At 64.1% G+C, this 14586-nt stretch carries 11 protein-coding genes and 1 tRNA gene; 9 read left to right on the forward strand and 3 right to left on the reverse strand.

Features of this window, described 5'->3' with window-relative positions; genetic code table 11:
• Window positions 1-62: 62 nt before the first annotated feature.
• Window positions 63-2018: a dynamin family protein gene (locus QZ634_RS07450; RefSeq protein WP_291986883.1), complete on the reverse strand. Its 1956-nt coding sequence runs from the start codon at window positions 2016-2018 to the stop codon at window positions 63-65.
• Between the two features lie 100 nt (window positions 2019-2118).
• Window positions 2119-2946 (reverse strand): bifunctional DNA-formamidopyrimidine glycosylase/DNA-(apurinic or apyrimidinic site) lyase, encoded by an 828-nt coding sequence (gene mutM, locus QZ634_RS07455; RefSeq protein WP_291986885.1) that lies wholly within the window; start codon window positions 2944-2946, stop codon window positions 2119-2121.
• A gap of 97 nt (window positions 2947-3043) precedes the next feature.
• Between mutM and QZ634_RS07460 the strand changes: the two genes are divergently transcribed.
• The 8 genes from QZ634_RS07460 (at window position 3044) to ychF (ending at window position 10069) form a co-directional block, all read left to right on the forward strand.
• Window positions 3044-4819, forward strand: a complete 1776-nt coding sequence (locus tag QZ634_RS07460) for a tetratricopeptide repeat protein (RefSeq protein ID WP_291986887.1) — start codon at window positions 3044-3046, stop codon at window positions 4817-4819.
• A gap of 74 nt (window positions 4820-4893) precedes the next feature.
• The gene (gene lolB / locus QZ634_RS07465; RefSeq protein WP_291986890.1) at window positions 4894-5466 is read left to right on the forward strand and encodes a lipoprotein insertase outer membrane protein LolB; all 573 of its coding nucleotides are present in this window, start codon (window positions 4894-4896) and stop codon (window positions 5464-5466) included.
• Window positions 5463-6326, forward strand: a complete 864-nt coding sequence (gene ispE / locus QZ634_RS07470; protein ID WP_291988075.1) for a 4-(cytidine 5'-diphospho)-2-C-methyl-D-erythritol kinase — start codon at window positions 5463-5465, stop codon at window positions 6324-6326. Before lolB ends, ispE begins: the two co-directional genes overlap by 4 nt.
• A 103-nt stretch (window positions 6327-6429) precedes the next feature.
• Window positions 6430-6506, forward strand: a tRNA-Gln gene (locus tag QZ634_RS07475).
• An 89-nt stretch (window positions 6507-6595) separates the two neighbouring features.
• Window positions 6596-7546, forward strand: a complete 951-nt coding sequence (locus QZ634_RS07480; RefSeq protein WP_043563387.1) for a ribose-phosphate pyrophosphokinase — start codon at window positions 6596-6598, stop codon at window positions 7544-7546.
• A 107-nt stretch (window positions 7547-7653) separates the two neighbouring features.
• Window positions 7654-8301: a 50S ribosomal protein L25/general stress protein Ctc gene (locus QZ634_RS07485; protein WP_291986892.1), complete on the forward strand. Its 648-nt coding sequence runs from the start codon at window positions 7654-7656 to the stop codon at window positions 8299-8301.
• A 90-nt stretch (window positions 8302-8391) separates the two neighbouring features.
• Window positions 8392-8967, forward strand: a complete 576-nt coding sequence (gene pth / locus QZ634_RS07490) for an aminoacyl-tRNA hydrolase (protein WP_291986893.1) — start codon at window positions 8392-8394, stop codon at window positions 8965-8967.
• 10 nt (window positions 8968-8977) lie between these two features.
• On the forward strand, window positions 8978-10069 hold the full coding sequence (gene ychF / locus QZ634_RS07495) for a redox-regulated ATPase YchF (RefSeq protein ID WP_291986895.1): 1092 nt from the start codon (window positions 8978-8980) through the stop codon (window positions 10067-10069).
• A 1022-nt stretch (window positions 10070-11091) separates the two neighbouring features.
• Here ychF and QZ634_RS07500 read toward each other — a convergent pair.
• Window positions 11092-13323, reverse strand: a complete 2232-nt coding sequence (locus tag QZ634_RS07500; protein WP_291984831.1) for an IS4 family transposase — start codon at window positions 13321-13323, stop codon at window positions 11092-11094.
• A 120-nt stretch (window positions 13324-13443) separates the two neighbouring features.
• On the opposite strand from QZ634_RS07500, the gene QZ634_RS07505 reads away from it, so the two are divergent.
• A complete protein-coding gene (locus QZ634_RS07505) occupies window positions 13444-14571 on the forward strand; it encodes a hypothetical protein (protein WP_291986897.1) in 1128 nt (375 codons plus the stop codon).
• Window positions 14572-14586 lie beyond the last annotated feature (15 nt).

Here is a 14586-nt window from a genome sequence, read left to right on the forward strand (position 1 = left end):
GATCGCGAAAAGTACCATCAAGAATGCAACACTTTACCGGCGGCCAAGTCGACGGGCCGACCTCAGGCGGCGCTGCGCACTTCCTCGATACTCACCGTTTGCTGCAAGACGTCACGAACCCCGTTGCCGATTTCCGTCAGCACCTTCATTTGCGACAGCAGGTTGTTCTCGACGTGCACCAGTTCTTCGATACGCTCTTCCAGCGTGTCGGTCGCCTGGTGAATTCGCTTGATGCTCTCCAGGCGGCGCTTCAGCTGGATATGATGCTCGCGAATCTGAATCTCCATCGGCGCCATGATCGCCTTCAGCCATGACTCCGCATCACGGTTGGCGTGCTCGAAAGTCTTGCGCACCTGCACCGCAACCTCCTCGAAGAAGCGCTGCGTGAGCTGCGACTTTTCGTGAGTCAATAACTGGAACATGGTATTGATATGCGTGTCGCACCACTGGTCGAGTCGATCGATCTCCTTTTCGTAGCGCCGCAGCGAAAATGCGATCGGCGTACCCAGCTTCAGGCCGTGCTCGACGGAGAACTTCTTGTAGATGACCTCCATCATGGTCATGATTTCGGTGACCTCAGCGTGCGATCTGCCGAGGTTGCCACGCGCACTGGCGAAAAACTGCGCCATCGCCGTGGATAGCGTCTTCGAGAAGGTCGCCGCAACCATCGCTTCACGCGTGCCGTTGGTCAGCAGGCGCAAGGAATCGAGGCCGAGATGCGCAAACAGCTTGTTGGTCAGCTGCGAAAAGACGCTGCGCACCGCATAGTAGCGCTGCAAGCCCGTCTCGAACTCCTCCTTCTCGAGACGCACCTTGCCCATCATGTATTCGACAACCCCCTTGTTCTTGCCGCGCAGCTCGGTGAGTTCGACGAGTTGCTCGCGCAAGCCAAGCAGGCGCGAGTCGAGCAGGCTGCGCGTGCGCAAGTAGCAATCGGCGAACTCGCTGTCGGTGTTGTCACGAACGATTTCCTGCTTGGCCGGGATCAGCTCGTCGGTAAGCGCGCGCTCAAGCTCTAACAGCCGACTGCGCGCGAGCAGCGGCTGATCGTCGTTGATCTTGGCGAGCAGCGCCTTCTGGGCCGAAACGGGAAAGATCTGGCTTTCCGGCAGGTCCAGTGTCCACGCGCAGCTGTCGACCTGCCTGGCCACTTCAGCGTCGATCTCCTGCGGCGACTTGAGTTCGTCCCACAGGCTGTCGATCTTGTTGAGAACGACGATGCGGCCTTTCTTGCGCCGACCCGCGCTGCCGATGTGGTCTCGCCAGACGGTCAGATCGGACTGCGTGACGCCAGTGTCGGCAGCCAGGATGAAGAGCACGGCGTGCGCGTTGGGAAGCAGTGACAAGGTCAGTTCCGGCTCGGTACCGATCGCATTGAGGCCCGGCGTGTCGAGAATCACCAGCCCTTGCTGCAGCAGGGGGTGCGGGAAATTGATGATTGCGTGCCGCCAGCGGGGAATCTCGACGCTGCCGTCGTGATCGACGCGGAAAACGGCCGTATCGCCGTCCACGATCGTGAAACCGAGGCGTTCCGCGACCTTGCGGTCCACCCGGATGACTTCGCCGACGTGCCGAAGCGCCTCCTGCATCGACCCCGCCGAAGCGGTATCAAGCGGGAGAACGGTCCATTCGTCGGGAAAGCGCTTGTACTCGCTGATACTGGTATTCGACTCGCGACACTCGATCGGCAACAACTCGATCGACGGCGCCTTGCTGGCGTCGAACATCAGTTCGGTCGGACACATCGTCGTGCGACCTGCGGTCGAAGGCAGAATTCGATTACCGTAATCGGCAAAAAAAATGGCGTTGATCAGTTCCGACTTGCCGCGTGAGAATTCCGCGACAAATGCCACATGCAGGCGATCTTCACGCAGTTTGTCGAGCAGTTGCGAAATTCGTCGATCAGTCTGGGCATCGGTAAGCTCGTTCTCGACGAGCCAGCCAGCAAACCTCGCCAGGGCAGTGGAGAGCTCGCAACGCCATTCGCTATAGGCGGCAAGATGTTGAGCAAGCGTCATGACCAGTTCCAGCTCAGGAAGAAGGTTTGGACTCTATCACAAAAGCCAGAGCAATCAGTGACATGGCATAGCGACCGCGAAAGACCGGTGGCGCCGGCGGTCAACGCTGGCACGCCGGACAGTAGAAAGTCGATCGACCGGCCTGACGAAGCACCCGTATCGGCGTCGCACAAACCGGGCAAGGCTCGCCCTGGCGATCATAGACTGCGCAGGAAAGCTGGAAGCAACCGGCACCGCCATCGCTGTGCACGTAGTCGCGAACCGTGCTGCCGCCGGCAGCGATCGACGCGGCAAGCGTCGCACGAATCGCCTCCGCCAGCACCCGGTAGCGCTGCAGGCTGATCCTGCCGGCACGACGCAGCGGTGAAATACCGGCGCGAAAAAGGCTTTCGGCGGCATAGATGTTACCGATACCAACGACCAGGTGGCTGTCCATCAGCAGCGGCTTCACCGGCATCCGCCGCCCGCGCGTGGCAGCATAAAGCCACTCGCCGCAGAAGCCATCGGCCAGCGGTTCTCGACCCAGCACAGCGAGCGCCGGATGGGCTTCGACGTCGACACCTTCGTGCCAGAGCAGCGCACCGAAGCGGCGTGGGTCGCGCAGGCGCAGAACGGTATGCTTGAAAAGCAGGTCCACGTGGTCGTGCTTCTGCGCCGGCGTCGCCGGCGGCACGAGGCGCAGACTGCCCGACATGCCGAGGTGGATCAGCAGCCAACCGCCGCCGCGACTGCTGGCGCAGTCGAGCAGCAGATACTTGCCGCGCCGCAGAATGGCGTCAACACGCAGGCCGGCGAGCCGCGCATCGAGGCCGAGCGGGATCGCGTGACGCAAGGCCGGCGTGCGCACGACCGCACCGACCAGGCGTCGCCCGGGCAGATAGGGAAGCAAACCCTGGCGACTCACTTCGACTTCAGGCAGTTCCGGCATTGCTGCTACCCCGAAAAGTCCATAACATGCGCAGCAGGAATTATGACGCAATCTCCCCCGTCAGCTCCTGCAACCGTTTGCAGCAAGCAAGGAAACCATGAAACCGATCATCAGCACTCTCCTCTGCGTCTCGCTGTCGCTCGCCCTCGGCATGCCCGCCCAGGCGGCCAACGAGGCAGCGCCCGCCGCGCAGAACAAAGCGACGAAGCAGAACAAGGCGAGCAAGCGTGCGCCGAAGAGTGCTTTGCCACCGGCGCTCGCACCGCATCCCGAGGCCACCGACAGCACCGAGCTGACCGGCCAGATCGTCTACCAGGTACTGCTCGCCGAAGTAGCCTTGCAGCGCGGTCGCAGCGAGTTCGCCAGCCAGGCCTACGCCGACCTGGCAGTGCGCACGCGCGACCCCGGAATCCTCGAAAGGGCCATCGAGGTAGCCGGTTACGCGCGCCGTTTCGATCGCGTCCTCGAGCTCGCACGCCTGTGGGTGCAGATCGAGCCGGACTCGAAACGTGCGCAGCAGGTCCTCGTCGGCGTACTGGTGCTGACCAATCAGCTCGCCGGACTGGCGCCCCAGTTGATCAACATGCTCGAGGCCGACCAGCCGGCACTCCCCGGCAATCTGCTGGCGCTCAATCGGATGTTTGCCCGCAGCCCGGATCGCAAGGCCGTCCTGCAATTGATCACCCAGATCGGCAGCCATTTTCCGGACCTTCCCGAAGCGCACTACGCGATCGCCGTCGCAGCCAGTTCTGCCGGTGAAAACGAGCGCGCGCTGGCCGAGGTACGACAGGCGATGGCGCTGCGTCGGGATTGGCAGATCGGCGCGATGCTGGAAGCGCAGTTGCTGACGCGCCAATCACCGGCCGAAGGCATCGCTTCGCTGCAAAGCTTTGTCGACAGGAATCCGGAGGCGCGCGACGCACAGCTTCACCTGGCACGTGCCCTGGTTGGCGAAAAACGCTATGCCGAGGCCAAACGCATCTTCGAGCAATTGCTGCAGGCCTACCCGAACAACCCGGACGTCGTCTTCCCGGTGGCTATCCTTGCCCTCCAGGAAGACGACACGAAGCTTGCCGAAGAGCAACTCAAGCACCTGATAACCCTCGACTTCCCGGACAAGAGCGCGCCTTTCTATTACCTTGGCCAGATCGCCGAGGAAAGCCGGCGTGGCGACCAGGCGCTGGCCTACTATCAGCACGTTGGCCCTGGCGAACACTATCTCCCGGCGCAGATCCGCAGCGCTGCCATTCTTGCCCGGCAGGGCAAACTCGACGAGGCGAGAAGCCAGCTCCACGCGGCGGCGGCGAGAGAGCCGCAAGTGCGCGTGCAGATGTTGATCGCCGAAGCGACACTGCTGCGTGACGCCAAACAGACAGCCGCCGCCCTGGCTTTGCTGGAGCACGAGTTGGGCGAGCAAACCGATCAGCCCGAGTTGCTCTACGAGTCGGCATTGCTGGCCGAGCGACTCGGCCGCCTGGAAGTCATGGAAAGCCGTCTGCGCAGGCTGATCGCCCTGCAACCGGACAGCGCGCAGGCCTACAACGCACTCGGTTACTCATACGCCGATCGCAACACGCGGCTGGCCGAAGCCCGTCAATTGATCGAAACGGCGCTCAAGCTGGCGCCCAACGACCCCTTCATTCTCGACAGCATGGGCTGGGTACTTTTTCGCCAGGGGGACCTCAATGGCGCGCTGAGCCATCTGGAGCGCGCTTACGCGCAGCGCCCCGACGCCGAGATTGCCGCACACATCGGGGAAGTCCTGTGGGTACTCGAGCGCCGGGACGAGGCGCTGCGCACCTGGAATGAGGCACTCAAGCGGCATCCGGAAAGCGAGGAGATCAAGGAAGTGCTGCAGAGGTTCGCGCCCTGACCCTGACTTCGCTCTCTCCGGCAGCGGGCACGCCCAGGCTCGACCCTCGTCGCGCGCTGCTCTCCGCGATGCTGGTGCTCGCGCTGACCGCACTGACCGCGTGCAGCACCGCGCCCGCGCCTGCCGGCCTGCCCTTGCCTGCCCAGCGCGATGAGCTGCAGGACTTCTCGCTCGCCGGCCGCTTCTCTCTGCGCCAGGAGGAGCAAAGCTACACCGGCCGGCTCGATTGGCGACACGCCGACGACGGCGACGAGCTGCTCCTTTCGTCCCCGCTCGGACAAGGCATGGCCGAAATCGTCAGCAACGCTGCGGGCGCCCGCCTGACCAGTGCTGACGGAAAGACACAAGGCGCGGCCAGCGCCGACGAGCTGCTGCAGGCCGTCCTCGGTTACCCGCTGCCCCTGGACAAGCTGGCCGACTGGGTACGCGGGCGCAGCCCGCAGGGCGGGGTGATGGCCGTCGACGCCTGGAGCCGTCCTTCGCGCTTGCACTACGAAGACTGGCGAATCGCCTACGAGTACGACAGCGACGACCCGCAGGCGCTTCCTGGCCGCCTCTTCGTCGAGCGCGAGACGCTCCTCGAACTTCGCCTGCGCATCGACCAATGGCTGCCCCTGGCAAGGCCATCGACGCCATCACCGCGATGACCGCCAGCCGCCAGATTTGGGATTGGCAAAGCGCCTATCCCGCGCCGGCCAAGCTCAACCTCTTCCTGCACGTCGTCGGTCGGCGAGCCGATGGCTACCATCTGCTGCAAACGCTGTTTCGTTTCCTCGACCACGGCGACCGCCTGCACTTCGCCCCGCGCGCCGACGGCGCCATACACCTGGCGACGCCGCTGCCGGGCGTGCCGCCGGAGAGCGACCTTACGCTTCGCGCCGCGCGCCTGCTGCAGGCGGCGAGCGCCTGCCGCCGGGGCGTCGACATCAGTATCGACAAGCGCCTGCCCATGGGCGGCGGCCTGGGCGGCGGCAGTTCGGATGCGGCCACCGTCCTGCTCGCGCTCAACCACCTCTGGAAACTCGATTTGCCTCGCCAACAGCTGCAGAAAATTGGCCTGCAGCTGGGTGCCGACGTGCCCTTCTTCATTTTCGGGCGCAACGCGTTTGCCGAGGGCGTCGGCGAAGCATTGCAGGCCGTCGAGCTGCCGGCGTGCGGCTACCTGGTCCTCGAGCCGCCGCTGGCAGTGGCCACGGCAGCCATCTTTGGCGCTCCGGAGCTGAAGCGCGATTCCTTGCCGATCCGCGCCGAGCAATGGCACCCCGGGTTCGGCGGCAATGACCTGCAGACCGTCGTGGCGGCCCGCTTTCCGGTCATTGCCGAGCACCTCGCCAGCCTGTCGGCCTTCGCCCCGGCGCGCATGAGCGGCTCGGGTGCCTGCGTTTTCGCTGAATTCGAAAGCGCCGAACAGGCCGAGGCAGCGCTGCGAAAACTTCCCGCAAAGCTCCGTGGCTGGGTCGCTGCAGGCCTCGACGAGCATCCCCTGCGTGCGCTGGCGAGCGGGTAAGAGATACCCAGTCAGCAGAATTATTGCTTTCGCGCTTCTTTTCCTGAGCAATCCTGGGTATAATGCGCGCCTCGTTCGCCAGCCAGGCGATGCGAGCGACAGCTGGGGAGTCGCCAAGTTGGTCAAGGCACCGGATTTTGATTCCGGCATTCGAAGGTTCGAATCCTTCTTCCCCAGCCACTCCATTTCTGTCAAAGCGGGCAGGCTGCCTCACCTGCCCGTCTTGCTTTATACGGCGCCGCTCCTGCGGCGCCTCTGGAAAGCGCACCATGGCCTACGACAGCCTGATGGTTTTCACCGGCAACGCCAACCCTGCATTGGCTGCCGACGTTGTCAAGCGCCTCAACATCTCGCTCGGCCGAGCACAGGTTGGTCGCTTTTCCGACGGTGAAATCAGCGTCGAGATTCAGGAGCACGTGCGCGGAATGGACGTGTTCATCCTGCAATCGACCTGCGCGCCGACCAACGAGAACCTGATGGAGCTGCTGGTGATGGTCGACGCGCTCAAGCGCGCCTCGGCGGCCCGCATCACCGCCGCCATCCCGTATTTCGGCTATGCCCGCCAGGATCGCCGCGTGCGCTCGGCGCGGGTGCCCATCGCCGCCAAGCTGGTCGCCGACCTGCTCGCCGCTGCCGGCGTACACCGCGTTTTGACCATGGACCTGCACACCGAGCAGATCCAGGGTTTTTTCAACATCCCGGTCGATAACATCTATTCGCTGCCGATCATGCTCGGCGACGTCTGGAAGAAGGACTTCGACCACCTGATGGTCGTCTCGCCCGATGTCGGCGGGGTGGTGCGCGCACGCGCGCTGGCCAAGCGTCTCGAGTGCGACCTGGCGATCATCGACAAGCGGCGCCCGAAGGCCAACGTTTCGGAAGTGATGAACATCATCGGCGAAGTCCAGGGACGAACCTGCGTGATCATGGACGACCTGGTCGACACCGCCGGGACGCTCTGCAAAGCGGCGACCGCGCTCAAGGAGCACGGCGCCCGGCACGTCCTCGCCTACTGCGTCCACCCGGTCCTTTCCGGCCAGGCAGTGGCGCGGATCAACGCCTCCGATCTCGATGAACTGGTGGTCACCGATACCATTCCCCTGCGTGACGACGCAAAGAATTCACCACGCATACGACAGCTGTCGGTCGCCGAAGTGATGGCCGAGACTATTCGCCGCATCAGCAACGAGGATTCGGTTTCGTCCCTGTTCATCGAATAGGGCAGCGGGCGCGGCGCAGGCAACGCTACGCGAACAAAGCATCAGAAGCATTTCCCAACCCCTCGCCTGGTCGCGGGCGGGGCTTTTGTATCAACCAGGAGCTGTCCATGAAGTTTGAAATTGAAGCGCGCAAGCGCACTTTGCAGGGGTCCGGAGCGAGCCGCCGCCTGCGCCGCGAAAACCGGGTCCCGGCCATCGTCTACGGTGGCACGGCCGACCCGCAGATGATCGACATCGACCACAACGAAATCCTGCTCAGCCTGCGCAAGGAAGGCTTTCGCTCGTCGGTTCTGACGCTCAAGCTCGATGGCCAGCGCCAGCAGGCCTTGCTGCGTGACGCCCAGGTGCACCCCTGGAAGCCGCTCGTTCTGCACTGCGACTTCCTGCGCGTCGATGCCACGCATGCCATCCATCAGCGCATTCCGCTGCACTTCCTGAACGGCGAAATCGCTCCAGGCGTCAAGCTTGAAGGCGGCGCCGTCGCCGCGGCGCTGAACGATATCGAAGTCAGCTGCCTGCCGCAGCACCTGCCGGCGTTCATCGAAGTCGACCTGAAGGAACTCGCGCTCGGCGACATGATCCACATTTCCGAACTCGTCTTCCCGGACAAGGTCACTCCGGTGGTTTCCGGCGACGACCAGGTCGTCGTCTCGATCATCGCTCCGAAGGTCGTCGAGGAGGAGGAGGTCGAAGGCGAAGAAGAGGAAGGCGCCGAGGCAGCCGCCGAGGAAGAGAAGGACGAGAAGGACGACTAGGCCAGCAGCCCGGCGTCCAGCCAGACCCAGGCCGCCGTCCGGCACTCGCTGCCCACGGCGGTCTTTTCTTTGACCCATGCCATCGATGTCATGCCCCCACCCCGCCTGATTGTCGGCCTAGGCAACCCCGGCGGCCAATACGAGGATAACCGGCACAATGTCGGCTTCTGGTTCGTCGACCAGCTCGCCGCTCGCCTGCAGGCACCGCTGACGGCGCAGGGGAAGTTCCTCGGCCGCGCCTCCCGCCGGGGAGAACTGTGGCTGCTGCAGCCGATGACCTTCATGAACCTCTCCGGCCAGGCGGTTGCTGCGCTGGCGCGCTTCTACAAGATCGCCGCCGACGAAACGCTGGTCGTCCATGACGACCTCGACCTCGAACCGGGCAGCATCCGCCTCAAGCAGGGCGGCGGCAACGGCGGGCACAACGGTCTGAAAGACATCCAGGCGCGCCTGGCGACGCCCGATTTCTGGCGCCTGCGACTGGGCATCGGCCATCCCGGCGAGCGCGCCGAAGTCGTCAACTACGTCCTCAAGGCACCCCGGCGCGAAGAGCAGGAGCTGATCGACCGCGCCCTCGACCGCTGTCTGCTCGCCTGGCCCGACCTCGCCGCCGGCGATTACGCGGCCGCGCAACGACAGCTGCACGTCAAGACCGTCTCACCATAGGAATCCGAGCATGAGCCTCAAATGCGGTATCGTCGGCCTGCCCAACGTCGGCAAATCGACCCTCTTCAATGCCCTGACCAAAGCGGGAATCGCCGCCGAGAACTACCCCTTCTGCACCATCGAGCCCAACGTCGGCATCGTCGAAGTGCCCGATCCGCGCCTCGCGCAGTTGACCGCCATCGTCAAACCGCAGCGGGTACAGCCGGCGATCGTCGAGTTTGTCGATATCGCCGGGCTGGTTGCCGGCGCCTCGAAAGGCGAAGGCCTTGGCAACCAGTTTCTGGCCAACATCCGCGAGACCGACGCCATTGTCAATGTCGTGCGCTGCTTCGACGACGAAAACGTCGTCCATGTTTCCGGCCGCGTCGACCCACTCTCGGACATCGAAACGATCATGACCGAGCTGGCGCTCGCCGACCTCGCCGCCGTCGAACGTACGCTCAACCGCGACAGCAAGAAAGCGCGCTCGGGCGACAAGGAAGCGCAGCAACTGGTCTCCGTTCTCGAACGCCTGCTGCCGCACCTCAACGAAGGCCATCCGGCGCGCACGCTGACGCTTTCCAGCGACGAAAAAACACTGCTCAAGCCGCTCTGCCTGCTGACCATCAAACCGACGATGTACGTCGGCAATGTCCTCGAGGACGGATTCGAGAACAACCCCCATCTCGATAGCCTGCGCGCCCATGCGGTCAAAGAAGGCGCGCCGGTGGTCGCCCTCTGCGCCAAGATCGAAGCCGAGCTTGCCGATCTGGAAGACGAGGACAAGCACGCCTTCCTCGCCGACCTCGGACTCGAAGAGCCCGGCCTCAACCGCCTGATCCGCGTCGGCTACCAGCTGCTCGGCCTGCAGACCTACTTCACTGCTGGCGTCAAGGAAGTCCGCGCCTGGACCATCCATGTCGGCGACACCGCCCCGCAGGCGGCCGGCGTCATCCACACCGACTTCGAAAGAGGCTTCATCCGCGCCCAGACCATCGCCCTCGCCGACTTCATCACCTACAAGGGCGAACAGGGCGCCAAGGAAGCCGGAAAGATGCGTGCCGAAGGCAAGGAATACGTCGTCAAGGACGGCGATGTGCTGAACTTCCTGTTCAACGTCTGACGCAAGGACGAGGCCGCGCCGGAACTCCGCCACGTTCCTCCGCTTGCACATCGTGATGCGCATAGACCATGCGCATCACGAACAGGGCGCCGGAAAATGCACGCCGCCTACAACCACCCAGGCTCCGAAGAAGGCGACCAATCTCAGCATCACTGCGGACCGGCTGGGGCGATGATCGGCAAGCTGCTCAGACGCTCGCTCCCGTATTCGAGGTCGCGGGAGAACACAACGTCGTGCTCACTCCGCAGCTCGCCGGACTACCGGAAAAGCGCCTTGACAGCAGGGCTGCAAACCTCGGGTTTAGTCCGTTTCGTGTGGAACGGTGCCCGGGTCCCCCCAGCTGAGCCCTTCGGGCGCCCCACCCCTAACCCCGCCCCGAGGGCGGGGAAGTCCTCGCCGCCGGACGGGCTCGGGAGCTGGCCGCGAGAAGCCGCAACCAGCCCCAAGCCCTTGAGCGTATTAGCGTTTCTGACGCAGTAAAGGGTTCGCTTCGCCGGGCTTCGCCCGCCCTTGACAGCGCCATCAACGCGCGCGGCGATGCGGCTTGGGGTTGCCCTGCATCGGTGGCGATCGAGGGCGTCTGGAGGCAGGTTCCACACAAAACGGCATAGACCCCAAACCTCGCGCCGCAGCGAGACGAGATCGTCGCCGCCCTCGATTTTGCTGATCACCGGAGTATGGTGCAGCGCTGCATTCCTGATGAGACTTTCAGCGACCCTGACAGCCGCTTGAAACCAAGCCGCCGCTGGCATTCTTATAATCCCTACTGCGTGAAACCCTACCTTAGCCAAGGCAAAAGTGAAGACTTGGCCCTCCGTCACTTCGCTGGCCCTTGCCCCTGAAGCATACTCGGTGTGACGACATCAATTGGCCGGCCCAAACCCTAGCAAATTCAGTCAGCAGCGTTAATCCCCCCCCCCCCCCCCGGTTCTGCTTACCCTTACCCACATCGTGCCAGCAGACGGTAGCGAGTTGTTATTACGCTGGTCTGTAAGGTGACTGGGCATGGGTTGGCGCGGGGCTCAAGGAGCTTGTGGTGGAGGTGTAGCGAAGACGCGGTACATGCTGGTCAGGTCATCGAGTCGCTGGATGCCGATCCAGAGGACTTGAGCGCCGGGTTCGCCGTCGCTCTTACGGCCGAGGAAACCACCGAGGCGAGCGACCATTTGCACCGCCTGATGAAGAGTCGGTGGCGTGTCCGGGGGGATGGGCGTGCGGTGCACGAAGCCGTAGAGCGCCTTCCAGTGATCGTCATCGAAATAGGTGGTGCAGGGCAAGTCGGGGTGCTGGCGGGAGAGATGGACGAGGTGGAAGATCCGCCAGGCAACGACCATGTCGATCGCCAGACAGGCCTTCAGTGATTTGGCCGAGCCGAGTTGGCGGTCCTCGATGCGGCAGCCGCTTTTCAGCGTGCGGTGATAAATCTCGATTCCCCAGCGGCGACAATACCACTCGATACGGCTACAGGCTTCATCGAAGGTACGGGTCGGCACGGTGGTCAGCAGCATCCATTCCAGGGCAGAGCTGCCCTCGGGCGGATGTTCTTCGTGCGCCCAGATGGCCGACACCGGCACGTTTCCCAGTCGCGTCTGGTCGCGTGGCGGTTTGAGGGTGACGGCCTGCACACGCACGGTGAGGGTGGCCTCGCGCGCTGGCCTGCCATTGCCGGCCGCGACTTGCACGGTGAAGGTTCCGGCGACCGGCGCGGCGGCCAGGGCCGGCCACAGATGCGCCTGCTCGTCCGAGCACAGATGGCGGTTTGTCTGCGCCCGGACCAGCACGCCGGCCGTGGCGTCGCTGGCCTTGACAAAGAATTCATAGATGTCCGACTCGCGGTCGGCGACCATCACCCATCGGGTTTGCGGACAAGCGCGCTGGGCGGCCTCTATCCGGTCGAAGCTCTTGAGCCATTTGCCGCTTTCTTTTTCTTCGATCGGCCGCTTCTTGCGCGTGCGCTTCTTGCCATGCTCCGCCGGGTCACGCCGCCAATGCTGGACGTCGATCAGCCCGAGCGGGACGCCACTGGGCGTAAAGACCAGGGTCTCATGCAGCCACAGTCCGACCGGCCCATTGACCGTCGTGCCGATCAGTCCCAGCCCGTCGGTGGCCGGATGAGCCGAGTAATTTAACGCCGAGCTGTCGACGGCCGCCAGGACCAGCGGTTCCTGGGCAGCGCGTGCCTGGGTGGCCTGATAATGAGGAGCAAGCAGGGTATCGATGGTGACCTTCTCGTGCTGGAACAAGCGATAAGCGCCTCTGAGCTCGGCCAGGTGGCCTTCGCAGGCCTGCGGCAGGCTGGCCGTCGGACGGGCCTGAAAGCGGCGCGCCAGGGCCACTGTACGACGCTGCAAACGCGCGTCCAGTTCAAGGCCCGCAAACTCCGCGGCAGCCCAATCGGTCTCTGGTGTCGCGGGCGGTCCGGCACGCGGAAAGCGGCGCGGCTCGATGAGATGGAGAAACACCCGCTTCCTTGTCCGCTCGGCCGTATGCTGGCCGTCCTGCCGGCCACGACCGCGGCTTTCCCCGATCTCGCGCCAGTTCGCGGCGCGGTAGCTCGTGCCCAGACGCGGCGGGGCAACGAAGGTCTCGAGCGCCCACAGGGCGATACCGTAACGCTTCGGCCAGTCACGGACCAAGCGTCGGACGGCCAAGCCAAGCACATGCGAAGCCAGGTTGGGCACGCGAATCCCGGGAAGAATGAGAAAGCGCGAATTGCAGGCCACGTGCTGGAGTTGCTCACGACGCTCGTCCTCGCTCCAGCCCAGCCAGGCTTCTCGGTCTGCCAGACGGCGGGCGGCCGCCGAGAAGGCCAGACCACCGAGCCAGCCGAAGTGCTCGCAGCGAATCAGATAGCGCAACTGTGCGCCACACAACGGGCCACTGCCCAGTTCGTGGTGAGTGTCCATGAGGCCATTCCACACCGGCGACAGCGCTGCCTCACCGGTAACGTCGACCAGCTCGACCCGACCCAGTTCGGCCAACTCGCAGGTCACCGCGCCGCTCTCCACCACGGCCAGCGCTCCTCGCGCTGGAATGCTGCGCTGCGTCCCCGGCAGAACGACATCCCCCCGCGCTGCCATCTTCGCCAGAACTTTGCGACACGTCATCTCGCGCAAGCGCCCCAAGGGGTCCCGAAAATCGAAGGCTTCGCAAACGACTTGCGACAAGCGCGTGCGCGTCATGCCGATACGCGCGGCCATTTCCCGTACGTACGCCAGGGCATCACCTTCCCACAGCCGCTTCGCCATATCCATAGGCGAAACCATAGCGAAAAGTTGCTACGGTGTCCAGCGGAGATCTGGGAAAAGGTAAGCCCGGTTCTGGGGGGTATCGGATACCGCCGCCGTGGTGCTAGCATTGCCGTCGGAGGGGAGATGACGACGGACAGGCTAGACAGCGGTCTGTATGCGCTGATCGATATCATCTACAGGCGGCAGACGCCGATCCGCGACCCGCTGGCATTGATGCCCGAGTGGTTTGACGCGTTGCGCCGCCTGCTCCCCTTCTCGTCGGGTGTCTTCATGCCCATCGACCCGGTTGGCGGCGCGCTGTGCCACGGCTATACGCACGACTGCGATCAGCACGACATGCGCGACTACCTCACGCATTACCAGATCCTGGATCCCTACGTTATCTGGCAACCGGCACTCAACAACCCGGACGCCGTGGTGCGCCTGTCGGACGTCACCGATATCGGCAGAACGGTGCGCGGCGAGTTCGGCCAGTTCATGAACCGCATCCCCTATTTCCACGCGCTGGCGGTGATTCCACAGTTGAACGGCGTGCCGCTGGGTGCTTTTTCGGTGCACCGCCAGCGTCGGCAACGCGACTTCGACCCGCGCGAGATGGCGCTGTTTCAGTGGTTCGTGGGCCATGCCACGACGGCAATCGACTACCTCTCGCTACGGCGCCAACGCGATGATCAGCGGCCCCCAGCGGTACTGGTGATGAGCCGCGAAGGCAAGATCCAGGCGCTGAGCGCGGAAGCACAACGTATCGTCGAATCCCTGCCTGAGAAAGAGCCCCAGATTCTGCCCGGACGATGCGATGCTTCGCGCATCTGGCGCTGTGGCAGCGAGGTCTTCGTCGTCAGCACCCGGCGCGTCGACCCGGCCAGCCTCATCGGCCTGGGCCATGCCATTCGTGTGCCGGATTCTGCCGCCATCGACCGGCTCGCGCAACGGCTGAGGGTCTCCGAAGGCGAGCAGCGCCGAGAGTTTGCCGTGACCCTGGAGAAGCTCGACGTCAACGACGCCGTGCGCGGCGAGGTTTTCGGGCTCCATCTCTCGCCGCAGCAGAAACGTGTCGCGATCCTCCTGCTCAAGCGTTACGAGCCGCGTCAGATCGCCGAAATCCTCGCCCTCTCGCCGCACACGGTGCGCGACTACGTGAAGGAGATCTACCGCCGTGCCGGGGTGAACGGCTACGAAAAGCTGGTCAGCAAGCTGTCGAACGGCAACGGCAACGGCGCCATTCCCTCGCCAAGCGGTCCGCCGAGCTGACCGCCACCGCTGCCG

Origin of the sequence: Candidatus Accumulibacter sp. ACC007, assembly GCF_907163205.1 — a bacterium.
In the GTDB taxonomy this organism is placed as follows: domain Bacteria; phylum Pseudomonadota; class Gammaproteobacteria; order Burkholderiales; family Rhodocyclaceae; genus Accumulibacter; species Accumulibacter regalis.